Here is a 26,319-nt window from a genome sequence, read left to right as displayed (position 1 = left end):
TATGAAAAAACCTGCCCTTTTTGTAATAGGCCTGCTATTGCTTGCCTTCATCGGTATATATTTTATCATCCCTCAATACATCACTATAAATGCCAAGGTTAAGATAGACGCCACCGACGTAAGGGTTGCCAAATTCATGACCAATGAAAACCGCTGGGCCGAGTGGTGGCCGGGCGATAAACCAAAGCTGCAGCAAAAACAACTTACTTACAATGGCCATAATTACCTGCTTCAAAACGGCACCTTTGGCGGCATGGAGCTTGCCCTGTTATTTGATACTGCCCGCATAAACAGCTACATCAGTATTGCTGCAACCGGCGATGGCGAAAGTGAAGTGATTTGGGCAGTAAAACACCAAAGCAGCATTAATCCATTTAAGCGCATCAAAGAGTTTACCGAAATAAAAAGCCGTCAGCCCGAACTTGACACAATACTGGCGCGCTTCAAGAAGTTCATGCACCAAAACAATAAGGTGTACGGTATTGATGTGTCTTTAGAAAAAATCAAGATCTCAGTAATGATTGCAGGTAATACCGTAACAACGGGTTACCCATCGGCGCAGGCTATATATAAGCTTGCTGATGAATTACAAAAACAAGCCACTGCACAAGGTGCTAAAGTTACAGGGCAGCCCCTGCTCAATGCCGACCAAAGCGGGCCCGACAGCTACCGTGTAATGGTTGCGCTGCCTATTAATAAAGTTATTAAACCAGGTGCCGGGCAGGTGATCAACAAAATGGTGCTTGGTGGTAACCTATTAACCGCAAGCGTTTACGGTGGCCCCAAGACCATTTACAATGCCTTCCGGCAGTTGCGCAACTATCAAAAAGACCACGGGCTTATATCGCCTGCAATGCCTTATGAGGAGCTGCAAACTAACCGCCTCACACAGCCCGATAGCGGCAAATGGGTAACTAAAATTTGCTCACCCATTTATTAATTATTTGGTAACCAGCATCAGTTTACCTTCATAGGTTACAACTGCAAAACCTTGTTTGCTTCCTCCTTTATAAGGGTATAGATGCGTAAGCTCCTGGGCGTTCAGCATGCTATTTATCCAATAATCGGGCATTGCTAATTGCTTTGTTTTGGGATCGTAATGTGTGGTTACCAGGCCAAGTGCATCATACTTGCCCTCATAGGGTACTACCCCCCAAAAGTTACCGCTCAATAAAATTTCACGGCTACCATTGTTAAGCGGTACTATGTTACGGATAGGTGCCTGCTGATACAAATAAGGCATTGGGGTAATAGCCTTGGCATTCAGGATATCGCTTACATAAACACTGCTAAACTCGTTGGCTTCCAGGCGCCCATCTTTTGTAATGCCCTCTTTAAATATCTCTTCCGTAGTTTTATCAGCCATTTTCTGGAAGCTCAAAAATTCCTTTTTCAGAATAGGCAATTCCTGTTCCAAATCATTCTTCGGTCGGAAAGGGTAATACTTCTCTTTGTAAAAGTATGATAATATCAGGTCGTTCTTACCGTCTTTATCAACGTCGTTATTGTATGCATAAAGCGGTTGCGTAGCGGTTACGTTGTATTTATTATTCAGCCCCCAGTTACCCGCTACAAGGTCGGCTTTGCCGTCACCGTCAACGTCGGTAACTATTGCACATTGCCACCAGCCGCTGGCTTTGTCTAACACCGCCGATGAAAGCTTTGTAAGGTTTTTATTTTTGTTTAATAATATCTGTAACGGCTGCCACTCGGCGGCTACGATCAGGTCAGGGGTGCCATCACGGTCGATATCCTGCGCTGATATGCTGTTGATGAATTTGATATCGGTAAGGGCGCTAAAGCGTTTGCTATTTGCAGCGGCGAAATCTCCGTTTCCTTTATTAAGCAGCACAACAGATGCCGGGGCTGCGGTATAATCTTGGAAGGAAAGCGCACCATTCATGAAAAAATCCTGCTTACCGTCGCCATCAAAATCATAGGCAAATACTTTGGCCACCTGTATAGGTAACGCAGGTAAAGCTCTATATTCAAATTCAAAATTGCCTTTGTTAATGTACAACCTTGGTTGCTGGCGCTTCTTAGCATCAATAAAAGGATGGTTGGCTGTAAGCACTATTAAATCGGGCATGCCGTCGGCATTTACATCGGCCCATTGGGCCTCGGTATCACCATAGTCCTTATATGCATCAAAACCTTTTACAGCTACTTTTTTAAAATTACCATCAGCACTACCGGCTAAGATGTATTTTTCCTCTCCTGCAATGCCTCCAACATATATGTCGTCAATTCCGTCCTTATTTACGTCGGCAACCGCAATGGCAGGTGTATGTGGCAGGTAGCTATGTGGTAAAAGATTATAAAAGTTGAAATCGGGCGTTTCAAAAACGGCCTGCGTAGCTAATACTTTTGCGTCTACCGGCAAGTAATTAAATTCACGTGCGTCTTTGATATAGTTGCTTACTAAATTGGTAACATTTTCAGCCGTTTTTGCCTGTGAAGCATCGTACTTAATGGTATTTAAGCCGTTTATCTTGAAATCCTTAATCAGTTGATAACTGTTATCGGGCCATAGCACCATCAATTCCACAGGCTTATCGCCGGGTAAAAATGTAAAGTTTAAAGTTGTGCCCTGCGTGCTTGCATAAGCGGTGCTTGTTTGTATTTCCTGATGATCTACCTGTTGTGCCGAGCGCATAAAGAACTTAGCGCCAATACCATCGGGGTTTGCCTTTGTATACTTCGCCTTAAACTTAAGGAAAGATGGCTTTTTATCTTTTGCCGCATTCTCCATAGTCATGTTGCGGTAGATGAAAGCTGGTGCATCCATGTTGTTGGTAACCAGCTCCAAGTCGCCGTCGTTATCAAGGTCGACAGCTACTGCTCCGGAAGAAATCGAATTGTCGACCATGTCATTTCCGGCAGATACATCATCAAATTTCAGCTTGTCGCCGCCACGGTACAAATAATTATGCACCGATCCTTCGGGCATCAGGTTTATTTTCTCTTTATCAAAAAAGCGGCTTGTTTTAAAGTCCTTCACCACGTTAGGGTCGCCCAGGTACTTCAGGTAATCCATATCATTGAGCCTGCGTTTTATACCGTTCGAAAAAAACATGTCCTTGCGTCCGTCCATATCAAAGTCATGCACAAGGGGCGACCATGTCCAGTCTGTTGCCGACATGCCTGAATACAGGCTGATATCAACAAACTTACGCCCATTACCAACGTTTAACTGCAGGCTGTTTTTTGAGTATTGGTAATAGTAACCTACGCTTACTTCCTGGTTGTATATGTCGAGCGGCTCATCGTTAATGGTAGATTTAAGCGCTTTCATATCCTCGGGAAGCATATCGGTGCTTATTACGTCCACATAGCCATCCTTATTAACATCGGCAAGAGTGTTCCCCATCGAGAATAAGCTGGTATGGCCAAACGCCGTTTTTATTTCTTCTTTAAACGTGCCATTTTGCTGATTGATGTAGTAATAATCCTGCTCAAAAAAATCGTTACTTACGTATATATCGTCCCAGCCATCATTATTAAGGTCGCCCACGCTAACGCCAAGGCCGTAGCCAATTGGTGCCGAATAAATACCCGACCCTTTGGTAACATCAGTAAATTTGCCGTTATCGTTACGGAAAAGATGGTCGCCGGCATCGTGGCTTTCTTTAAAACGAAGCGTGGAGTCGCCGTAGGTATCGTTACTGTGTACGGATGAAGTTAGCAAAAACATATCCAGGTCGCCATCCTTATCATAGTCAAAAAATGATGCCTGGGTAGAAAAACCCGCAAAGTCCAACCCGTATTGCGCAGCCGATTCGGTAAACGTAAGGTCGCCGTTATTAATATAAAGCTGATTTTTACCCTTGAAACCTTTATAGTTTGATACTACACAAAGGTAAATATCCTTAAAGCCGTCCCCGTTAATGTCTACCACGGTAACACCCGTTTTCCAGTTTCCCGCCCCAGATAGGCCAGCCTTTTTCGTGATATCTTCAAACTTTAAGTTGCCTTTATTAATGTAAAGCTTATTACTCTCCTGGTTAGATACGAAATAGATATCCTCTAGGCCGTCATTATTAAAATCGGCAGTAGCAACGCCGCCACCATTGTAAAAATATAGGTAATCGAGTATGTTAACCGAGTCTGTTGGCAGGCTGCGGTTCACAAAATCAACATTGCTTTCTGACGCAGGAAGGATCTTAAATATGCCTTCGCCCGTTTTTTTGCTTTTGCATGAAACGGTTATGCATAGCAAGGCGGCAATGCAAACAACAAGTTGCTTATATGGGTGTGAAGTAAGTTTGTACATTGGTTACAGCTTAACGTAGCTTGTAAGCTTTTAGCTTATCGTCATTAACGCCAAAAAGGTAATACTTTTGTTGCTGACGGTTTTTAATCATCAATGACGAGCGTATTTGCCCCGTTAGTTTAATACCGGTTTTTGACGGTGGAAGATACGTAAATCCTTTGTCAGTATATTTATAAATTTGGCCATAGCTGGCATCTAAACGCCCTACTTCGGGCTTAAAGCCGTAAAAGTTTCCTCCTAAAATTATGGATGGTTTGCCGCTATTGTCGATATCATCAATTAAGATGGTACCCACATTTGATAGCTGCGCATTGTAAGGCAAAGGCTTAACGTTAAACTTGCCGCCCGCCCCCGCAATAAATACTGCCGACGACAAGTAATTCATTTCATGTACTTCGGCACCTTTAAGCGCATCGGCATCAAAAACCTGGTCGAAGGGTTTACCCGCGTAGTCAGCATATTTCAGGTATTTCTTTTTCAGCAAAGGCATCTGCCCTACCAAATCAGGCTTCATGTGGAAAACATAGGCTATGCTATCGTTCTTATACATTGATGTAATGCACTCTTTGGTGCCATTGTTATCAAAGTCCTTAACATATAACTTCATAGGCTGTGTTGCAGATGCTTTAAACTTGATGTTCTGCCCAATGTTGCCCGCAACTATATCCAGTTTGCCGTCGGCATTTATATCTGCAACTTGCAGGGCGCTCCACCAGCCTTTGTAATTATCAAGCTGTTTGTCTTCGGTAAAGCTGCCTTTGTTATTTTTATAGACCTTGATGCCCATCCAGTTGCCGGCCACAACAAGGTCGGGGTAGCCATTGTTGTCCAGATCGGCCCATTGGGCGGCAGTCACCATACCTAATTTATTATCTGCTCCAAATACCTTTGCAGATACATCGGTAAAGTTGCCTTTGCCGTCGTTATGTAACACAAACGATTGTGGTGCCTCGCCATAGGTTTTTGGTACACTGCGACCGCCTAAAAACAAGTCCAAGTGCCCATCCTTATCATAATCGGCTGCAACGATAACTGAGGCGTTTACCGAGAGGCGAATACTTTTTTGCGGGTTGCGGTGCAGGTTGCCCTTACCATCATTTTCGAAAAAGCGTGGCAGGTAAATAGGGTCGCCAGGTTCATCGGCATTGCCGCCGACCGCAACAATTAAATCCTGGTCGCCGTCGCCGTCAAAGTCGCCAAAAACGGCACCGGCATTTTCCAGGTAAACCTGCTTTTCAAAATCCTCCGGAATGTAGCGCTTAAAGCGACCGTTTTGCTGCTGGATATATATGGCGGCGGGCGTATCCTTTGATCCTCCAAAATAAAAATCATCTAAACCATCACCATTGATATCGCCTTTGGCCATATAAGGGTTCTCGGTTGATAGCATTTGCAGCATCAGGCGCTCGTTGTCAAAATCAATAAAATGGTCTTCAACATGCATGGGCACGTTATCGAATAGAGTGCTTGCAGTTTCTGTAAATAGCGTTGAAGCCGAAGGTAAATCGTAATTGTATTGCGCAGTTGCATCTGCCGCTTTGTAACTGTAAACCTTATTAGCCTTTACGTTTTTTATTACCTGATATTTGCCGCCCGGCCATATAACCTGCAGCGAATCTAAAACATTAACCTTCCCCAACCCGATAGTGAGCAAATTGGGCGATGTACTACTTTCAAAACCCCGTGTTGGCTGATGGTAATAAACAACCGATTTATCTTTTGAGAAAGCCTTTACCGTTGTTCCCACCCCAAAAGTATTGGCGGAACTGCCTGTTAGCTTTAACTGAATATAATTGTTCCCCAATTTATTGGCGTTGTTTTTATAAATAAATAGCGGGCTGTTTACGTTATTTACAATCAGGTCATTATCGCCATCGCCATCCAGATCGCCGTAGGCTGCACCGTTGCTGAACGATGGCTTGTCCAGCCCAAACTCTTTAGCCTTATTGGTGAATGTAAGGTTGCGGTTATTGAAAAAAGCGTAGTTAACCGTAGGAGTCGAGATCATTTTATTAGAAAACTCCTTGTAATCGAACGACCGTTTTTCAGCAATTTTATCCATGCTTTCCCTATTCCCCAAAAACTCTATATAATCCTGATCGGTAAGGTCTTTATAAATACCGTTTGATACAAATATGTCTTTCCAGCCATCGTTATCCATATCAAAAAACAAGGCCCCCCAGCTCCAGTCGGTCGCTGCAACGCCTGCACTAAAGGCTATTTCAGAAAAGCTGCCATCGCCGTTATTTAGCTGCAGGCAGTTTTGCATGTACTGGTTAAAGTAGCCATCGTTTTGTTTGAGTTTAATTACGTCAAATGATTCGAATGATGTCATTTGCTTCAGGCGTTTATCGCCTTCCGGGAGCATCTCTGTGGTAAAGATGTCAGGGTGCCCGTCGTTATTAATATCTGCAATGTCCGACCCCATTGATGCCAGGCTCAGGTGGCCCATCTCGTATTGGACATCTTCCTTAAACGTGCCATTCTTTTGGTTGATATACAGGTAGTCGCGTTCAAAGAAATCGTTGCTTACATAAATGTCAGGATACCCGTCATTGTTAAGGTCGGCTACAGAAACGCCCAAACCAAAACCAATATCGCTGGAAAAAATGCCCGCCTGCTGGGTCACATTGGTAAAATGCCCGCCATCGTTACGGTACAGTCGGGCACCGCCCAGGGTATCGACAACCGCACGCAAATTTTTACTGAAGTCAAAAGCACCAATCGGCTTAAAAGAATTATTCAGGACGAAGCAATCAAGATCGTTGTCATTGTCATAATCAAAAAATATAGCCTGTGTGGACAGGCCGTTATCTACCAACCCATATTTTTCGGCTTCTTCGGTAAAAGTGCCGTTGTGCTGGTTGATGAAAAGCTCGTTGCCCTTACGGTCAATTATGTTGCCGCTATGGCAAACATAAATATCCAGCCAGCCGTCGCCATTGATATCAACCATGGTTACGCCCGTGCTCCAGTACTTGGTGCCCTTTACGCCGGCTTTGTCAGTAATATCCTCAAACTTCCAGTTGCCTTTGTTAAGGTATAGCTTGTTACCTCCCTGGTTGGATGTAAGGTACACATCGTTTAAACCATCGTTATTGATATCACCAATGGCTACACCGCCGCCGTTGTAATAGTTGCGAAAGGTGAATACATTGGTACGGTCCTGGTCATTAAGCTGGTTAATGAAATTAATGCCCAGGGTATCATTTTGCTGCAGCGAAAATAATATATCATTAGCGCCTTTTTTATTACAAGAGGCACACGCAGCCGTTAAAATTAGTAGGGGTAAAAATAATTTTTTAAACATTAGGCCGAGCAGAAAAAACAAACGTAGCGAATTTCTTCGCTACGCCTTAAATCAAATATAACTAATTGAAAACCGGTTTCCTGGTTAGTAACCCGCGTTTTGTTTCAGGTTAGGGTTGGTATCAACCGCACGCTGAGGTATCGGGTATAGTGTACGTGTTTTGTCTGATGCGTTTGGACGCTGATCAACCGGATCATTGAATTTACCAAAACGGATCTGGTCATTCCTTCTCCAGCCTTCCCAGTACAACTCACGGCCACGCTCTGCAAGCAGGTTAGCTTCGGTAACTGAACCGAAAGGAGCCACACCACGAGGCGTGCGTACCGAGTTAACCAAGGCTAAAGCTGTTTGGCCTTGCGGATCAACACCGCCACGGAAAATAGCTTCTGCTTTTTCAAGCACAACATCGGCATAACGTAGTATTACGTAGTCATTTGATGAGTTATCATCGTTGACTGTACCGTTAGCAGCCGGCTGCGGGAAGTATTTGAACACGCGGATACCTTGCGCCTCTGTAGAAAAGTTGAGGTTTACTTCTGGAGTAAAGATCAACGGCTGGCCGCTACGTTGGGTTAATGCTTTGCCACCCGGACCAAACTGCTGACCTACAGCAAAGCCTGCTCTCAAACCAATAAGGTTTGTTAAGCCTGGGTAAGCAACACCACGGCGCTCATCTGTCGACTCGAATGAGTTGTAGAAATCGGCAAGTGTGGTGAAACCGTTCCAACCATCTGGTGTCTGGTTGTAGTGTAACTCCATTCTCCAACGGTTTTTGGCCGATGCCGGTGCACTGGTAGTGGTGTTATAAAAACCAAAGATGTTACCTTTAGACATCTCAGAGTTGTCCCAAGCAAAATCCTGGAAGTATTTACCGGCAGGCTCCAAAGTGTAACCTGCAGCTGTTACCTTATTTGCATACTCAATAACCTTGTTCATATCTGCCTGCGCAAATGTGAACGGACCACCCACTGTTGCAGATGTGTAAACAGCACGGTTTAGGTAAACTTTTGCTAACAATGCCTGTGCAGCAGCTTTATTAGCCACACCAATGTTAGCTGTGGTTGCCGGCAGGTTTGTTTCAGCATATTCTAAATCTTTAATGATGTAATCTGTAGCCTCGCTGCGTGTTAATACTGTAGGTATTGATGACGCAGGTGCTTTAGGATCACGTATTGGCTGCTGGCCAAAAAGGTCAACCACCTGGAACATGAAGTATGCACGTAAAAATGCTGCTTGCGCTTTGATGTTTACATCAGTAGCATCTTCAAATACCTTTGTAGCACGGAACACACCAATGTTAAGCTGATCCCAGGTATCGTTGATCTGGTTATGCAGCGGTGTCCAGGTGTGGGTATGCAGCTTGCGCCAGGTACCAAAGTCACCCCAGTCAGTACCACGTGTAGGGCCCATCATTTCATCTGTTGAGTGCTCCTGTAGTGCGTACGTATTTGCCTGATCGGTTTGTCCGTATAATTGTGAGTAAACACCCGCCAATTGCTCGGCGCCGGCGTTGTCGCCGTATAGGGATTTTGAACCGTATAATTTCTCATCCAGTTTGGCGCAACCCATTGCTGCCATGCAAGCTAAGCTTAATAAGGCCGCCTTCGAGATTATATTTTTCTTTTTCATATTATTAAAAACTTGCATTTAAGCCCAATGTAAATATTCTTGCTTTAGGATAAGCGGTATAATCGATACCCCTTGAAGCAACCTGATCTCTTTGTTTATCTGTGTTGATCTCCGGATCAAGACCTGAGTAGTTTGTAATCAGGAACAAGTTTTGGCCGGTAACTGACAAACGTAACGATTTAAACACGCTTTCTTTCAATGGGAAAGTATAACCCAATGTAGCATTGCTCAACCTCAGGAAGTCACCTTTTTCAAGGAAACGGGTTGATACCTCGCCAGAGTTAAGCGGGTTCTCGTTGCTTGTAGCAACATCTTTAGTTACGTTACGGCCACTTAGCAAGTTGCCTTTAAAGAAGAAGGCGTTTGCGGTGTTGTTATAGATATAGAAACCGGTTGCAGCGTTCAGGAAGAAGCTTAAGTTCCAGTTTTTATAAGTAAAGTTGTTGGTTAAACCAGCGGTGAATTTAGGGTTAGGGCTGCCTTGTAGTGATGACACGTCCAAACCGTTAGGATATATACCAAAACCGTTTGCATCTAAACCTGCATAGTTAGGCACGTTAAATGTAAACAATGGTACACCATTAGTAATCAACTGTGAAAATGCACCTGAAAGACCCTGACCATCGATGTTACCTGTGATGATGTAGTTTTTGAAGTTCGACAAGGTATTTTTGATAAAGGTCATGTTGTAGTTAATATCCCATGAAAAATCTTTACCCTGTACTGCTGCAAAGTTTAAACCTACCTCTAAACCTTTGTTGATTACGTTACCATCAAGATTTCTGTAAATCCTTGAAGAAAGGGTTGGTTGTGCAATATCCTGGAAGAATAGAAGGTCTTGAATAGATTTGTTAAAGTAATCAACAGTACCTGTTAAGCGGCCTTTGATGATCGAGAAGTCGATACCTGCACCATAGGTGGTGTTGGTTTGCCATTTCAAATCAGGGTTTGGCTGATACAAGTAAGCAGTACCGCCCGAGTTGTTGATAATTTGCTGAACCGGAAGTGATGCATAAGCAGGTATTTCTTGGTTACCTGTTTTACCCCAGTTGATCCTCAAACTTAAATCGTCAAAGAAACCACCTTTTGGCATAAACTCTTCATTGCTGATGCGCCATTTAACAGCTGCAGCAGGGAAGTTACCATACTTGTGGTTAGCACCAAAACGGCTTGAACCATCACGGCGAATTGTACCCGTGATTATGTATCGATCTTTGATTGAGTAGTTAACACGTGCAAAATATGATTGCAGTTTGTAGCTCGAGCTATCGCCCACCGGTACAGGCAGGTGTTGCTGGAAGTCGTTGTAATCTTTAACTAATACACCCGGCTGTGATGTTTTAAAGCCGAACTGGTTATCGTTGAAGTTTTTAAATGTTTGGTAAGAGTAACCTGCCAATACTGTTAATGAGCTGTTATCTTTCCACTTTTTATCATAGTTTAAGGTATGCTCAGTAGTATAGTTGGTTAGTTTGTTATTTTGGTAAATAGCGGTACCATTACCGGTTGGTGATGGGTAGTTTACCTGTCTGATACCGATTGCATCAGTGAAACCCACAATCTTAGGATCATAGAAAGTTTTTCTTAAACCACGAGATATATCAGCACCGAAGTTGCCTTTGTATGATAAGCCTTCAAGAAGCTTAACGGTCATGGTTAAGTTGTTTAAGTAGCGGTTGATGTTATCGCGGTCATCAATATGATCCAATAAAGAAACCGGGTTACGGAAACCGTTACCGTTTGGATAACCATCCGCATTGTAACCGTTTAAGTTAAAATAGCGGCCCTGGTCGTCAAACACAGGTGCAGTTGGGTTAAGCTGGATAGCTGCACCCACAAGGCTACCGTTAAAGCCCGCGTTATTTGTGATAAGCGCGTACTGGTTTTTAACGTTTGAGTAAGTTGATTGCAAATCGAATTTTAAACGCTCATTAAAAAATGATTTTGAAGCGTTGATACGTGCATTTAAACGCTTTAAGCCGGTATTTTTAATAATACCTTTTTGATCATCATAACCGATAGATGCGCGATAGCTGGCAGTATTACCTGCGCCGCCAAAGCCTACGTTATAGTTTTGTGAGATTGCAGTGCGGTAAATTTGTTTTTGCCAATCTGTATCGCCGCCGTAATCAACACCGCCTGCAGATACCGGGCCTGCGTTTGCGCCAACTGCTGCAACTGCAGCCAGGAACTGGTCGCGGCCAAGCACATCATAGCGGCTTGCCGGGTTAGCCAAGCTTACGTTTGATGAAAACTGTACACCCTGACCTTTACGGCCTTTACGTGTAGTAATCAAAATTACACCGTTTGCACCACGCGCACCATAAATAGCGGCAGATGATGCATCCTTAAGGATTGAAATGTTTTCGATATCGGCCGGGTTTAAGAAAGCCAATGGGTTACGGGCAGATGAGCTACCTGCACCAACGCCATAGCCGCCGCTTGTACCGCCGTTATCCAATGGAATACCGTCAACTACATATAGGGGGCCATCGCCTGAGCGGATTGAACCTGCACCACGAATGTTGATTTGTGCACCTGCACCAGGCTCACCGCTTGATGGCGTTACCTGCACACCCGCAACGCGGCCCTGCAATAACTGGTCTGGCGTAGCAATAACACCTTTGTTAAAGTCTTTTTGGCCCAGTGATGATACGGAACCTGTAGCATCTTTTACCCTTTGCGTACCGTAGCCTATTACAACTACTTCGTTAAGGTTTGTGCTGGCCGATTCCATGCTTACATCAATTGATGTACGGCCATCGATGCTTACTGTTAAGCGATTGTAACCGATGTAAGATAATACCAGGCTGGTTGTGTTTGCAGGCACCGAAAGCCTGAAAGTACCATCGGTAGCAGTAAGCGTACCGGCACCACCGGCAGTACCTACAGATACCCCAATTAACGGCTGCCCGTCTTTCTTGTCGGTTACTTTACCTGTAATTGTTTTGTTCTGCGCAAAAGCAGGCTGCACAAGCAGACAGCTCAAAGCAAAAAAACATAAGGTGAGTAAGTGTTTAAATTGCATAGTTTGTGGTTTAATTGATTATTGGTTATAAGCTTTTTATATCACAGCAAAGGGCGCAAAATGGCATGTATGTAAATAACCCTGTCGAGCAAACAATTATTTAAAGCGGCATTACGGCCCTGAACACGAAAAAATTTATCAGTAACTGGTTTATAATTTTAGCCTTCTCACTGGCTTTAATATCTGTCGGCAATAACTCAAACACGATATCTATTACAAATATGTGTCTAATCCTCTTTATTAACTACAACGTACGCCCATTTAAAAATTTTTATAAGCTTTATAAACAGTAAAATGCTGATTATTAGTAGTATAATCCTAAAAAAATGACTAAAAATATAAACTTTTTTAGGGTATTTAGGCCGCTTTTCAATTGAATTATTCCTTTAAGATCGCCTAATTAAGGACTCCATAGCATCATAAATCTACAGGTGCAACCGCCTTTATACCCATTATGCACTGCTCAAATTGTTCAGGGTTTTTCGCCTTTGCTTTAACGCGCATTTTATACACGTAAATGGTATTTACAGAGTATTCCAGGATTTTGGCAATGGTTTCGTTATCATCAATGCCAAGACGTATGAGTGCGAAAATGCGGAGGTCGGTGTTCAGCACTTCGTCTTCCTGTGGCCATATCTGGTCCTTTTCGTCGAACAAAGAATTAAACACCGGAATAAAATTAGGGAAGATTTTTAAAAAGATGTGATCGAAACTGTGGTATAGTATTGCCCGCTCATTTTTGATGTTGATGTTATTGATGATGGTACGGATATCATCATACTTTTTGATGGACAACTTGGTGTCGACAGACATCTTTAATTTTTCGAGCTTGAGTATATAGCCCGAAATGATTTTAAAAAACTGCCCGATATATTCTTCTTTAATATGAGCATCTTCGAGCAGGCGATGGTTTACTCCTTTTAACTGCGTATTTTTTTCTTCAATTATACGCTCCTTCACCTTAAGCCTGCCCAACTGCTTGTATATCATTACAGCGAACCAAACAACTAATGAGGCCAGCGCGGTTATAGCAAGCAAATATTTCAGGATGGTACGCTTTTCACTTTCGGTGTGGTTTATCTCGGCGGCTGCTACCAATGGTAGTATAGCCCCTATCTGCAATTTGCGTTGCCTGGCTCCGTAAAAATCGGCATCGGCTTTGGCCAGTTGTATAAAGCTGTAAGCATCTTTTGTATTTCCCGTTTTATACAATTGTTCTGACAGGGTAAAAAGCGCCATGTTTTCTTTGGTTGATGATCGCAAATCGGCTACTGCCGACTGCATCAACATGGCTGTCCCCTGTTCCTGCTTGCCTTGTCTTAAATACATTTGGCCCAGGGAGCAGGCAATCATGGCCCGGAGATGCATTGATATAGGCATATTAGGCGCAAGCAGTTTTGCCAGCTCGGCCGATCCCTTTTCATGATCGTTAGCCAGCATATATTTAAGGCCGGTGTAATATATGCGGTTTACCAAACCAGGCTGTGTAAGACCTATAGCCGAATCGATATATGCCCGAGATGCCTGCATGTATTTGGGCGCAAAATATTTATCGGCATTAAATTTTGAAAGGTCGCTATTGCAACGATACATGATAAAGTAATACTCAACCTTCATGGAATCGTTAAGCAGTTTTGGATTTACGTTATTCATGCAATCAAACGTTTCCTTAAACATGCCCGACGAAAGCAGGATAAAGCCAAGTTTTATCTGGCTGTAGTAAGCCCTGGACATATCGTTCATGGCAATGCTTAAGTCTTTAAGCTTGTTTACATAAACATAGGCCGAATCGTACTGGTACGAGCGATACTCGTCGTACAGTTTTACACAAACATCGTATTGGGCGCCATAATCGGCTGATGATAAAGCAGCTCTGCGCTGCTTTAATTGACGTATGCGGGCTTCTTTGGCGTTATTGTACACTTCCTTTTTGCCGATTTCTGCTTTAAGAGCATTTAGCAAGCTATCATTTCCCGCTACACAAATAGCAGGGCAAACAAGCAAAAACACCATTAAATATCGACGAAGCATACAAATAAAATTATTTACAAAAGCGAGCAGACTAATAAGTGAATACTAATTCAAGAAACTCTCCCTACCACCAAACAACAGCATCTGCCAGGGCAATATGGTAGAAATATCAGTAAATAAAAATAGGTTTATAATTGGTTAATTACCTATGGTAATATTAAGGATAATTAGGCACAAATTAATTGGAAGCGGCATTATTGCGAAAAAGCTAATAGAAAAGCCTGCGCTTTAAAAATAAACGCAGGCTTAGTGTATTACAATCAGATTATGGTAAAAAATTAATAGCCAAAGCCAAATTGAAGTGTTGGTAAAGCTAGTTCACAGGTGCTAATAATCTGCCAAAACAACAATGTTATCGCTTATAGCTGATATTTTTTCGAGGCCCTTTAGGAAGCTCAGGCCTACTACAAAACTAAAACCCGCAACGTGCCCGCCCATTTCCTTAATTAATTCGCTGGTTGCGGTGACAGTGCCGCCGGTTGCCAAAAGGTCGTCATGTATAAGAATGCGGTTGCCGGGCTCAAAGGCATCAGTATGTATTTCTATAGTGGCAGTACCATATTCCAGCTCGTAAATTTTTTGGTTTACGCTATAAGGTAGCTTACCTGCTTTGCGCACCGGTATAAAAGGCACCCCTAACTTGGTAGCCATCGTAAGGCCAAATAAAAAACCACGGCTTTCGATACCTGCAACGGCATCTATCTGCATATCCTTAATCTTATCCAGAAAAGCAGTGCTTATGGCATCGCACAAAACAGGGTCTTTAAGTATGGGCGTAATATCTTTAAATATTATTCCGGGCTTTGGGAAATCATGTATATCACGAATAGCTGACTTTATTTGCTGCTCAATCATTTAAAAACTAAATAAGGCCCAATTTTACGCAAAATATTGGCATCAAGTATGGCTACATTGGCCAAATCATCAATGGAAGCGTATTTACCATGCTGGTTACGATATTCAATGATTGCGTTTACCTGCTTATAATTTAAATATGGCATCAACCGCAACTTATCAAAACTGATGGCATTAATATCAATCTTACGGATCAGCGCCGGGTTCACTTTAAGCTGTCCGCTTATTTCACGATACTTAACATCGTCTAACCCGTAAACTTCTTTTAGCTGCTCCTTGTTGATGAAACCGCCCAGCCGCTCGCGGTAATATAAAATGCGTTTTGCAAATGCGGCACCAATACCGTCTAAGGCAGTAAGCGCAGCCGAATCGGCTTTGTTGAGCTCTATTATTGGTTTTGCAACGGGAGCATCGGGTATATCGACAAAAGGTTGCAGTGCCTTATAGTCTGCCGGGCTTATGCCATATATTTTTTTGAGGTCGGTTGGCTTGTAAAACCGACCGCCTTTAGCCTCGTAATTTTTGATGATAGCTATTTGCTTATCGCTTAGCCCAAGTTGCAGCCATTTTACTACCGGCAAGCTATTGGGGTTAAACTTAAACAGTTGCTTTTTGGGTCGGCTTTTTCCGTCGGTAGCCAAGCCCGAGTTAGCTTTGTTGAGTTGCGCAAGGGCAGCGTTAAACTCCGCTGCATTTATTGTAGTATCTTTATGCAACCATTGAAGAGCGTAGGGTGCCGCAAGCACCATTGCGATGAGCAGCAACATTACAACCATGCCGTTCCACTCCTTTTTAGTGAGCGATAGGTAATTTTTGACGTACTGCTTCATTGAAGATGGTTTTCCAAGCTGTAAAGTAAATAATTTTAGACACTTTTATTGCGTTTTAACCCAGCATGAAAATAATAACCACCGAAGAGTTTGCAAAAGCAACTAAACTGGATAAGCTTAAGATGCCAGGTTTGGCCGCGTTGCTGATGGAGCTGATGAAAATAAACCAGGTAAACGATTTGTTTGCCCAGGCGCAGCCAAAGCAAGGCCCCGAGTTTGTTGATGCCATTTTAAAAGGCTGCGGTATTGATATTGAATTTGACGAACGCGAATTAAAAAACATACCCAAGGACGGTAGCTTTATAGCAATTGCCAACCACCCGTACGGTGGTATTGAAGGCATGGTTTTATTAAAAATGCTTACCATGGTAAGGGCCGATGCCAAGCTAATGGCCAACTTTATCTTGAAAAAGATCCCAAACCTGGCCGACTATTTTATTGCTGTAAACCCATTTGAGAATGTTGAGCATTCATCAAGCATAAGCGGTTTAAAAAATACGCTCGAGCTTTTAGCAAACGGAACGCCAATCGGAATATTTCCAGCCGGCGAAGTATCAACATTTAAAATAGAGAAGAAAGAAATTACTGATCGCCTTTGGCACCCGGTAGTGGGTAAAATTATATCCAAAGCTAAAGTCCCTGTCGTACCAATATACTTCCACGGCAATAATGGGTTGTTGTTTAACTTGCTGAGCATGTTGCACCCTACCCTGCGTACTGCCAAACTGCCCTCAGAGTTATTTAACAAGCAAGGCCACACTATAAAACTGCGTATTGGCAAGCCTATTAAATTTGCGGACATACCTGATAACAATAACAGTGCAAAGGTGCTTAATTACCTGCGTGCAAAAACATATGCATTAGGCGCAGGCCTTGAGGATGAAAAGAAGATATTCAGCGCCCGCAACTTATTTAAGGTAAAAAAGCTACCTGAAGCCATAACACCTGCCGTTAGTCCCGAAAAACTTGAAAAAGAAATTGAGCCTTTACGCGAGGTCTATAAAATATGGACAGAGAAAAACTACGAGGTTTTTATTACGCCAAGTAATTTGATACCCAACGTAATTCGTGAAATCGGTCGACTGCGCGAAATCACTTTCAGAGAGGTTGGAGAAGGCACCAACAAGGAAATTGATCTTGACGGATACGACATTTACTATCATCACCTGTTTATTTGGGATGTTGAAACCAAGATGATAGTGGGTGCCTACCGCATTGGCTTGGGCGACGAAATATTTTACAGCGTTGGCAAAAAAGGTTTTTATATAAATGAGTTGTTTAAAATAAAAGAGCAATTTACGCCGGTGCTTAAAAAGAGCCTTGAGTTGGGCCGCTCGTTTATACGGAAGGAATATCAAACCAAACCGTTGCCTTTGTTTTTGTTGTGGAAGGGTATCCTAAAATATTTAATGGATAATCCGCGTTACCGTTACCTTATTGGCCCGGTAAGTATAAGTAATTCGTTCAGCACGTTTTCAAAATCCCTTATTGTTGATTACATCAACCGCAATCACTTTGACCATGAAATGGCGCAGTATGTTAAGCCGCGTAAAAAATTCAAAGTTGATTTTGATAATATCGACACGGATGCCTTGTTGGCAGGCGAGAATACTTTTAAAGGGTTGGATGCACTTATATCGGAGGTGGAAACCAACAGCATGAAGGTACCGGTATTGTTGCGCCAGTATGTTGCGCTTAATGCAAAAATTATAAGCTTTAATATCGATCCTAAATTTGCCAACTGCCTTGATGGCTTCCTAATGCTTGATTTGCAAAAGGTGCCGCAGGATATGTTGGAAAAGTTGGGCAAGAACCTTTAAGCTGCTAATGAAAACAACAGGCTGCTATCTTGGTTTAAATAATAATTGAATTAAACTTAACAAATTATGGCAACCACACCGGAGGAACAAGACGATATGCTGCAACAGGACGATCAACTGGAGCAAACCGAAAATGATGAGCAGATGAGCCAGCAGGATATTCACTCAAACGGGTTCGACGAAACTAATGAACCTATTGGTGAAACTGATGAAACACCGCAAGCCGAGCAGGCTTATGATGCGGCCGAGCCGTCATACACCCTTAACCTGGGCGACGATACCGACCCGAATAAAGAGTAGGTGTTTACTGGCATTGAAATTTAAGAATAAAACAAGCCCGCTGCTTATGCAACGGGCTTGTTTTATTATAGGCAATGAAAAGGGTGAAGCTCGGTTAAAATATTTATTTTAGGTGCTTAATATTCCTACTAATGCCCTACAATAAAAATGCGTTCGATGCATTGCGTATTTTACTTTGCCTTTTTGTGTTTGTTTCCCATGGCTATTTGTTAGCCGGTATCGACGACACCGAACCGCTTAAGGTATTTTCAAAAGGGCAGGTTAATTTAGGCAACATTGGCGTAGCAGCCTTTTTTGCGCTCAGCGGATTTTTAATTACAGCCAGTTTTACACGCACAGCAAATCCGCTACGCTTTTTGTATAACCGTGTACTACGTATATTGCCCGGTTTTTGGGCTTGCTTGTTGGTTACCGCATTTATTTTGGCACCCGCTATGCATTATTTAAATAATGCAACCTTTGCCAATTTTAACTTTTTGCAGCCGGGTGGTTCTTTGTCGTTCGTAAAAAATAATGCGTTGCTATCAATTGGCCAGTGGGGCGTGAGCGATGCAACCGCAAAAAGCTATTACCAAGCGTCAATCAACGGGAGCCTCTGGAGCCTTTAACCGGAAATGCAGTGCTATGTAATGACGTGCATAGCAGGCTCATTTGGCTTATTCAATAAAAATAAGGTTGCGTTCTTAATCTTGTTGGTTTTTGTATATGTAGTTTATGCAGTTAATATTTACGATGATAGTCACAAGATAGGGCCAGCAATTTTAACTTTATCCAATGCCCGCCTTTTATACACATCTTATTTATGTGGAATGGCGCTATATATATTTCAGGACCGTTTGGCTTTAGATATAAAGGGCTTGGCATTTTTATTATTGCTGTCGCTATTACTTATCAGGAACGGCGGATTCAATATTGCTGCTCCTGCCTTAATTGCCATTTTGGTTGTAAAAGGCTTCTCGACCTTTACGCTTAATGTAAAATACGATATATCTTACGGCTTATACATTTACGCCTTTCCTGTACAGCAACTTATACTCACAAATTTTGTCAAATCGCTTGGATTTCCAGGTGCCATGGCATTAGCATTATTGCTTACCTGCGTTTTAGCTTTTTTAAGCTTTGTGCTTGTTGAACGACCGTTTCTTCGTCTTAAGAGGATTGACATTAGAAAATCATGATTTAAACTGCAAACGGGAGCCGCAATCACCTGCTTTATTTTTCTGACTTTAGTTAGCCTCCAATAATTACATCCTTTCAGCTTTAACACGCAAATCCTATCTTTGCCGGATAATGAAAATATCATACAACTGGCTTAAGCAATTTATTGATACAGATAAAACCCCCGAGGAGGTTTCGCAGATACTAACAGGCACCGGTTTGGAGGTGGAGAGTCTTGAAAAAGTTCAGGCTATCCCGGGCGGGTTAGAAGGCCTTGTAATTGGTTATGTGAAGGAGTGTATTGACCACCCTAACAGCGATCACCTGCATATCACAAAGCTTGATGTTGGCGGCGATGCCGACCTGCAGGTGGTTTGTGGGGCGGCCAACGTTGCTGCCGGGCAAAAAGTGGTAGTGGCCACTGTGGGCACAACAGTATACCCTACAGCCGGTGAACCGTTTAAAATAAATAAATCGAAAATACGTGGTGAGGTTTCTGAAGGTATGATATGTGCCGAAGATGAAATTGGCTTGGGTGCAGACCACGCCGGCATCATGGTGCTACCGGCCGACGCTCCTGTAGGCACACCCGCCAAGGAATACTTTAAACTGAATGACGACTACATGTACGAGATTGGCCTTACGCCAAACCGTGCTGATGCCGCATCGCACCTGGGAACTGCCAGGGATATCGCTGCATACTTAAAAATTGGCGTTACCAAACCCGACGTAAGTGCATTTAAAGTCGATAACAATAATAGCCCAATACAAGTTGTGGTTGAGAACGAAGCTGCGGCTCCACGTTACTCGGGCGTGAGCATATCGGGCATCGAAGTAAAAGAATCACCCAAATGGCTTAAGGAGCGCTTGGCCGTTATTGGGGTACGCAGCATCAATAATGTTGTTGACGTTACCAACTATGTATTGCATGACCTGGGCCAGCCCCTGCATGCCTTTGATGCGGCCACGATTACCGGCAACAAGGTTATTGTTAAAAATGTAGCCGAGGGTACTGTTTTCAAAACCCTTGACGATGCCGACCGCAAATTGAATGCAGATGACCTGATGATTTGCAATGCTGAAGAACCGATGTGTATTGCCGGTGTGTTTGGCGGTGCAAAATCGGGCGTAAGCAATAGCACTACCGATATATTTTTGGAAAGCGCTTACTTCAATTCGGTATCGGTACGTAAAACAGCCAAAAGGCATGGGCTAAAAACAGATTCGTCTTTCCGTTTTGAACGTGGTACAGACCCGGACATGACAGTTTTTGCGCTGAAACGCGCTGCGCTGTTGATACAGGAAGTTGCAGGTGGTGTAATCTCATCAGAGATATTCGACCATTACCCTAACCCAGTTGCGCCTTTTGAAGTTGAGGTTACTTATCACAATATCGACAGGCTGATCGGCAAGGCCATCGGCAACGGCACTATAAAAAGCATCTTAAAGGCTTTAGATATCGAGATAGTAGCCGAAACCGAAGCAGGTCTATCACTTAAAGTGCCGCCATACCGCGTAGATGTTACCCGTGAGGTTGACGTAATTGAAGAAATACTGCGTCTTTATGGTTACAACAATATCGAGATCCCTACGCAGATAAGGGCATCGTTAAACAATTCGGTAAGGCCTGAAAAAGACACGGTTCAAAATCATATATCTGATATTTTAACCGCAAACGGATTTAACGAGATCCTTGCAAACTCGCTAACAAAGCTTGCCTACTCGGATGATCCGGATCATGCTGTAAAAATAGTGAACCCGCTAAGCAGTGACCTGGACGCTATGCGCCAAACATTGCTATTCTCGGGTCTGGAAGCTATTGCCTACAATCAAAACCGCAAAGCTGCCGACCTTAAACTTTACGAGTTTGGCAAGATATATAACCATATTGAAGGTAAATATGTAGAAGCGCAGCGCTTTTCTATCTTCATGACAGGTGCCAAACAGGGCGAACAATGGAACCAGAAGCAAGCGGGTGTATCTTTCTATAATCTAAAAGCCGTTGTTGATGGTTTGTTAAAAAAACTTAACATAAGCGATTACACTACTGAAGATATCAGCACTAATAATTTCGCTTACGGTTTGCAATATCTGCGCGGCAATAAAATGCTGGTTAGCTATGGCGCAGTAACTGCTGCAGCACTTAAAAAGGCTGATGTAGATAAGGAAGTGTTTTATGCTGATTTCAATTTCGACCTGATATTGCAGCTGGTGCGTAAAAACACAATTGTATACCAGGAAGTGTCAAAATTCCCGACGGTGAGGCGCGATCTGAGCATGCTGGTTGATACGGCTGTTACTTTTGCCCAGCTAAAGCAAATTGCGCAGCGTACAGATAAAAAATTATTGAAAGATGTGAACGTGTTTGATGTTTACCAGGGCGATAAATTACCTGCAGGCAAAAAATCATACGCGTTAAGCTTCATTTTACAAGACACCGAAAAAACCCTTACCGATAAGGCGATTGATGCTACGATGCAGAAATTAATTTATAACTTAGGCAAAGAAGCCGGAGCGGAAATAAGGAAATAGTGGATAGTGAGTGGTTGATTAGTGAATAGTTTTACGTTTAATACTAATCACTAATTGACATAATCAACCAATAACCAAAGTTAATGTCAGTAACTGACCAGTTAGATAAAGTATTAGAAAAAACAGAGCGGCTTATTGAGCTTTGCGCTGCTTTGCAGGAAGAAAATGACCTGCTTAAGTTGGAAAGTGAAGCATTAAATGTGGCGCTGAAAGCCAGCACCAACAAAACAAAAGACCTGGAAGAGAAGCTTCGTGTATTGAAACTGGCAAAGTCGTTTTCAGAAACAAATGAAAAAAGTGTTGACATTAAGCAAAAAATTAACGACTTTGTGCAGGAAATAGATAAGTGTATTGTGTTGCTTAAAAAGTAATACAAAAAGTGAAAAGCTCAAATGGGAGAAATCTCAATAAAAATAAATATTGCTGACAGAGTTTACCCCTTAAAGGTAAACATGGAAGAAGAAGAGATTATAAGGCGGGCAGCTAAGCTGATCAACGATCGCATAAAAGAATACCAGGAAAATTATGCGGTTAGGGATAAACAGGATCTGTTATCGATGTGTGTATTGCATTATGCAACATCATCATTAAAAGCAGATAAAAAGGTCACAACGGAAGACACCGAAGTAACCGACAAAGTTTACCAGTTGGATCATTTGCTGAACGAGTTTTTTTCTAAACAATAGCGTTCTTTAAATAAAGCTGAAAGCGAAAAGCTGAAAGTTGAAAGCTTCAAAAGCTTTTTACTTTTCACTTTTTACTTTTGACTTACTATACGAGCATTTTAAGATTTAACCGCAGTTAAATTTTAAGTTTCACTATTAAAAACTTAACGCTTCAATATCTTCGGATCAAAGAGGCATGCGTTGATCGTGAATATGACGGTAACCCGTGATCCCGAGCAATCCGACCAGAAGTTTTAACAATACATGACACTTAAAAGTTAGTTGCGGTTTTTTTATTATATAACCTAAAAGAAGAATGAATACATTTTTGTACCTGATAATCGGGATCCTCGTAGGTGTCCCGACAGGAATATTAATTGGCCGATACCTGTTGCGCAAATTGTTTAAAGACCAGGAAATACACGCGCAGAATAAAGTTAAAAAAATCCTAAAGGACGCCGAAAACAATGCGGAGATCCTGAAGAAGAACCGCCTTTTAGAAGCAAAAGAGAAATTTTTGCAGTTAAAAGCTGAGCACGAACAGGAAGTAAACGCAAAAAATAATACCCTTAACCAACGGGAGAACGGCATCAAGCAAAAAGAGCAATCATACAACCAAAAGCTCGAAAACCTTAACCGTAAGGAGAACGAGCTAGACGGTACCCGCAAAAAGTTAGAGTCACAAACCGAGATACTGATCAAGAAACAGGAAGATGTTGATGCACTTAAGCAGCAGCATGTTGAGCAGTTGGAAAGCATTGCAGGCCTGAGCGCCGAAGAGGCAAAAAACCAATTGGTTGATAACCTGCGCGAGGAAGCCCGCAGCAAGGCCATGGCCCAGATAAAGGATATTGTTGATGAAGCTAAGCTTACCGCTACTAAGGAGGCTAAAAAGATTGTTATCCAAACTATACAGCGTACGGCTACAGAGTCGGCTATCGAAAATACGGTATCTATCTTTAACATTGAGAATGATGAAATTAAGGGCCGTATTATTGGTCGTGAGGGCCGCAACATACGTGCGCTTGAGGCAGCAACCGGTATCGAGATCATTGTTGATGACACACCGGAAGCAATTATCCTATCGGGTTTTGACCCGGTACGCCGCGAAATTGCCCGTTTGGCAATGCACCGCCTGGTAACAGATGGCCGTATCCACCCTGCCCGTATTGAGGAGGTTGTGGCCAAAACCAAAAAGCAGATAGAAGAAGAAATTGTAGAAATAGGCGAACGTACCGTTATCGACTTAGGTATAAACGGCCTGCATCCGGAGCTGATCCGCATGGTGGGAAGAATGCGCTACCGTTCATCATACGGACAAAACTTGTTGCAGCACTCGCGCGAGGTTGCAAATTTCTGTGCTACAATGGCTGCCGAATTGGGCTTGAATGTCAAATTAGCAAAACGTGCCGGTTTACTGCATGATATTGGCAAGGTGCCTGATGATAATCCGGAACTGCCTCACGCTATTTTGGGTATGCAACTAGCCGAAAAATATAAGGAACATCCCGAAGTTTGCAACGCGATTGGCGCCCACCACGATGAGATAGAAATGACTTCGATGTTATCCCCTATCATACAGGTGTGTGACGCTATTTCGGGCGCAAGGCCGGGTGCACGCCGCGAAGTGGTAGAAAGTTACATCAAACGCTTAAAAGAGCTTGAGGAGCTCGCTTTATCATACCCAGGCGTCGAGAAAACATTTGCTATACAGGCAGGCCGCGAATTACGCGTTGTTGTTGAAAGCGAAAAGATAAGCGATGCCCAAAGTGAAATACTTGCGGCTGATATATCAAACCGTATACAAACAGAGATGACCTACCCTGGTCAGATAAAAGTTACCGTTATCAGGGAAACCCGCTCGGTAGCATTTGCAAAATAATTAATACTTTTACGCAAGCCCTCTCCATAAACCGAGGGGGCTTTTTTGTTTATGGCAAAACAGCATTCAAAAAACATAAAGCCCGCTACTCCGCAGCAAAACCTTCGCCCGGTTGAGGTTTATTTTAACAGATTAAACGCCAGCCACAAACACCCTACAAACAGGCTGCTCCATTTTATCTGTGTACCGTTGATGTTGTTTGGCATATTAACCATAGCCTGGGCCATCCCATTCCCCTACATTAAGTTTTTAGGCCCATACAATGGTTATTTTAACTGGGCATCATTTCTGATAGCCTTCAGCGTTTATTACACGCTTAAGCTATCGTCAAACTTATCGTACATGGTGCTGCTGGTATTGTTCGCGTTAAGCTACGGCGTATCGCAACTGGCGGTTATCGAACTGAAAGGTGGTCTTCCCCTCATCTGGACAGGTACGTTCATCTTAGCCGCTGCCTTTTTGGGGCAATATATAGGCGGGCGCATAGAGAACAATCCCCGCTCATTTGCTGACGATAAAGAATTGGTACTGATAACGCCAATATGGGTACTGCACTTTTTAGCTGAAAAGATTGGGTTGAAGTATTAGACTTTCTGCACATTGTCATGCTGAAAGTAGTGAAGCATCTATTTGCCGGTTGATAGTCTATCATTAGATTCTTCGTTCCTCAGAATGACAAATGGCTGTTAAGTTAAAGTCGAGTACACAAAGTTAAATGTGCGTCATTGCAATGACGCGGTTATTAAAACTTTTTAAAGCCTGCCAGCACTATTTATTCTGTAAATTCTTCAATCCTGTAAATTCTGATTCAGACCTTACATCAGCCCTTCATCCCCAAAGCTAAAATATCCACCATCGGTAATGATGAGATGATCCAGCACGTTGATGTCGAGCAAGCGGCCGGCATCGGCTATCTTCTTGGTAAGCACAAGATCTTCCCGGCTGGGTTTTAGGTTTCCCGACGGGTGGTTATGCACCATGATGATGGCGCTTGCCTGGTGTTGCAATGCCATGTGGAAAATAATCTTCGGATCGGCAACGGTACCGCTTAATCCGCCTTTACTAACCAGTTCTTTGGCTATAACTCTCGATCCCCGGCCAATCAGCATCAACCAAAATTCTTCGTGGTTTAAATCCATTAAATGCCTGCGCATAATGTTATAGCCATCGCGGCTACAGCTTATCGAGTCGGGCACTTTAATCTCTGTATCACCCCTGCGGCGGCCCAATTCCAATGCGGCTATAATAGATATAGCCTTGGCCTCTCCTATGCCTTTAAACTGGCTCAATTCGCTTATGCCGGCCTTGCCAAGTTTGTTAAGGTCGTTATCGTAATGGTGAAGAATACGTTTGCTTAGTTCAACAGCGGTTTCGGTACGGCTGCCGCTGCCTATCAATATGGCAATGAGTTCGGCGTCAGTAAGAGCACGGCGCCCCTGGCCGCTCAGCTTTTCGCGGGGGCGATCTTCTTCGGCCCATGCTTTTATGCTGATCTTGTTTTGATAAGGTTCCAAAATGATGGTGGGTTTATCAGCCTAAATTAAAAAATATAAGCAACAAAAAAGGGATAATGCAATGCACCATCCCTTTTTATATATCGTATTAAGCGATTAGCTTAAGCCATTAACAAATTTAGTAAGCTTCGATTTATTGTTTGAAGCTTTGTTTTTGTGAATAACATTCTTTTTAGCCAAACGATCCAACATAGAGATCACTTTAGACAATAAAGGAGTAGCATCAGCTTTAGTAGTTGCACTTCTTAATTTTTTAACAGCGTTCCTGGTGGTTTTAGCCTGGTACCTGTTACGCAGACGCTTCGCAGCGTTTGCCCTGATTCTTTTGATTGATGATTTATGATTTGCCATCGTTTATAGCTGTTATTCTTTTTCTTTTATTTGAGGTGCAAATATATGGCGATAAAACTTAATATGCAAACCCTTTTTTGTTTTAATAAAATTAACATAGCCTTCAACAACCTTATAATTATATTTAGCCGTTAATAACCT

At 42.8% G+C, this 26,319-nt stretch carries 19 protein-coding genes; 10 read left to right on the top strand and 9 right to left on the bottom strand.

The window, feature by feature from the left end; translation table 11 throughout:
• The first annotated feature begins 1 nt into the window (after position 1).
• Positions 2-940 carry a GyrI-like domain-containing protein gene (locus tag FPZ43_RS10845; RefSeq protein WP_146381929.1) on the top strand — a complete coding sequence of 313 codons (939 nt, stop codon included), beginning with the start codon at positions 2-4 and terminating at the stop codon, positions 938-940.
• Here the strand turns inward: FPZ43_RS10845 and FPZ43_RS10840 are convergent, their stop codons facing one another.
• The 7 genes from FPZ43_RS10840 to FPZ43_RS10810 all read right to left on the bottom strand — a co-directional run bounded on the left by FPZ43_RS10840 (position 941) and on the right by FPZ43_RS10810 (position 15,956).
• A complete protein-coding gene (locus FPZ43_RS10840; protein WP_146381928.1) occupies positions 941-4,273 on the bottom strand; it encodes an FG-GAP repeat domain-containing protein in 3,333 nt (1,110 codons plus the stop codon).
• A gap of 10 nt (positions 4,274-4,283) precedes the next feature.
• Positions 4,284-7,583 carry a VCBS repeat-containing protein gene (locus FPZ43_RS10835; protein WP_146381927.1) on the bottom strand — a complete coding sequence of 1,100 codons (3,300 nt, stop codon included), beginning with the start codon at positions 7,581-7,583 and terminating at the stop codon, positions 4,284-4,286.
• 84 nt (positions 7,584-7,667) lie between these two features.
• The gene (locus FPZ43_RS10830; protein WP_146381926.1) at positions 7,668-9,212 is read right to left on the bottom strand and encodes a RagB/SusD family nutrient uptake outer membrane protein; all 1,545 of its coding nucleotides are present in this window, start codon (positions 9,210-9,212) and stop codon (positions 7,668-7,670) included.
• Positions 9,213-9,216: 4 nt separating this feature from the next.
• Complete coding sequence (locus tag FPZ43_RS10825) at positions 9,217-12,240, bottom strand: SusC/RagA family TonB-linked outer membrane protein (protein WP_146381925.1); 3,024 nt, start codon at positions 12,238-12,240, stop codon at positions 9,217-9,219.
• Positions 12,241-12,657: 417 nt separating this feature from the next.
• Positions 12,658-14,253, bottom strand: coding sequence for a DUF6377 domain-containing protein (locus tag FPZ43_RS10820; RefSeq protein WP_186461814.1), 1,596 nt, complete (start codon positions 14,251-14,253; stop codon positions 12,658-12,660).
• A 345-nt stretch (positions 14,254-14,598) separates the two neighbouring features.
• A complete protein-coding gene (locus FPZ43_RS10815; protein WP_146381923.1) occupies positions 14,599-15,126 on the bottom strand; it encodes an adenine phosphoribosyltransferase in 528 nt (175 codons plus the stop codon).
• Positions 15,123-15,956, bottom strand: coding sequence for a helix-hairpin-helix domain-containing protein (locus tag FPZ43_RS10810; protein WP_146381922.1), 834 nt, complete (start codon positions 15,954-15,956; stop codon positions 15,123-15,125). Before FPZ43_RS10810 ends, FPZ43_RS10815 begins: the two co-directional genes overlap by 4 nt.
• Before the next feature lie 65 nt (positions 15,957-16,021).
• Here FPZ43_RS10810 and FPZ43_RS10805 point away from each other — a divergent pair, with 65 nt between their 5' ends.
• The 9 genes from FPZ43_RS10805 to FPZ43_RS10765 all read left to right on the top strand — a co-directional run bounded on the left by FPZ43_RS10805 (position 16,022) and on the right by FPZ43_RS10765 (position 24,901).
• Complete coding sequence (locus tag FPZ43_RS10805; protein ID WP_146381921.1) at positions 16,022-17,776, top strand: lysophospholipid acyltransferase family protein; 1,755 nt, start codon at positions 16,022-16,024, stop codon at positions 17,774-17,776.
• A gap of 66 nt (positions 17,777-17,842) precedes the next feature.
• Positions 17,843-18,076 (top strand): hypothetical protein, encoded by a 234-nt coding sequence (locus FPZ43_RS10800; protein WP_146381920.1) that lies wholly within the window; start codon positions 17,843-17,845, stop codon positions 18,074-18,076.
• A gap of 131 nt (positions 18,077-18,207) precedes the next feature.
• Positions 18,208-18,684, top strand: coding sequence for an acyltransferase family protein (locus tag FPZ43_RS10795; RefSeq protein ID WP_146381919.1), 477 nt, complete (start codon positions 18,208-18,210; stop codon positions 18,682-18,684).
• Positions 18,685-18,885: 201 nt separating this feature from the next.
• Positions 18,886-19,254, top strand: a complete 369-nt coding sequence (locus tag FPZ43_RS10790) for a hypothetical protein (protein ID WP_146381918.1) — start codon at positions 18,886-18,888, stop codon at positions 19,252-19,254.
• A 112-nt stretch (positions 19,255-19,366) separates the two neighbouring features.
• The gene (gene pheT / locus FPZ43_RS10785) at positions 19,367-21,766 is read left to right on the top strand and encodes a phenylalanine--tRNA ligase subunit beta (RefSeq protein WP_146381917.1); all 2,400 of its coding nucleotides are present in this window, start codon (positions 19,367-19,369) and stop codon (positions 21,764-21,766) included.
• Between the two features lie 83 nt (positions 21,767-21,849).
• Positions 21,850-22,137, top strand: a complete 288-nt coding sequence (locus FPZ43_RS10780) for a hypothetical protein (protein ID WP_146381916.1) — start codon at positions 21,850-21,852, stop codon at positions 22,135-22,137.
• Between the two features lie 21 nt (positions 22,138-22,158).
• Entirely contained in the window at positions 22,159-22,452 is a 294-nt protein-coding gene (locus FPZ43_RS10775) for a cell division protein ZapA (RefSeq protein WP_146381915.1), read from the top strand.
• Between the two features lie 295 nt (positions 22,453-22,747).
• Positions 22,748-24,313 carry a ribonuclease Y gene (gene rny / locus FPZ43_RS10770; protein WP_146381914.1) on the top strand — a complete coding sequence of 522 codons (1,566 nt, stop codon included), beginning with the start codon at positions 22,748-22,750 and terminating at the stop codon, positions 24,311-24,313.
• Positions 24,314-24,364: 51 nt separating this feature from the next.
• Positions 24,365-24,901, top strand: a complete 537-nt coding sequence (locus FPZ43_RS10765; RefSeq protein ID WP_146381913.1) for an Mpo1-like protein — start codon at positions 24,365-24,367, stop codon at positions 24,899-24,901.
• Between the two features lie 227 nt (positions 24,902-25,128).
• Here FPZ43_RS10765 and radC read toward each other — a convergent pair whose 3' ends face one another.
• Together radC and rpsT are read right to left on the bottom strand one after the other, a co-directional pair.
• On the bottom strand, positions 25,129-25,827 hold the full coding sequence (radC, locus tag FPZ43_RS10760; RefSeq protein WP_146381912.1) for a RadC family protein: 699 nt from the start codon (positions 25,825-25,827) through the stop codon (positions 25,129-25,131).
• A 96-nt stretch (positions 25,828-25,923) separates the two neighbouring features.
• Positions 25,924-26,178, bottom strand: coding sequence for a 30S ribosomal protein S20 (gene rpsT, locus FPZ43_RS10755; protein WP_146268570.1), 255 nt, complete (start codon positions 26,176-26,178; stop codon positions 25,924-25,926).
• Between the last annotated feature and the right edge of the window lie 141 nt (positions 26,179-26,319).

The organism is Mucilaginibacter pallidiroseus, from assembly GCF_007846085.1.
In the GTDB taxonomy this organism is placed as follows: domain Bacteria; phylum Bacteroidota; class Bacteroidia; order Sphingobacteriales; family Sphingobacteriaceae; genus Mucilaginibacter; species Mucilaginibacter pallidiroseus.
This window is presented reverse-complemented; position numbering and strand designations above follow the sequence as displayed.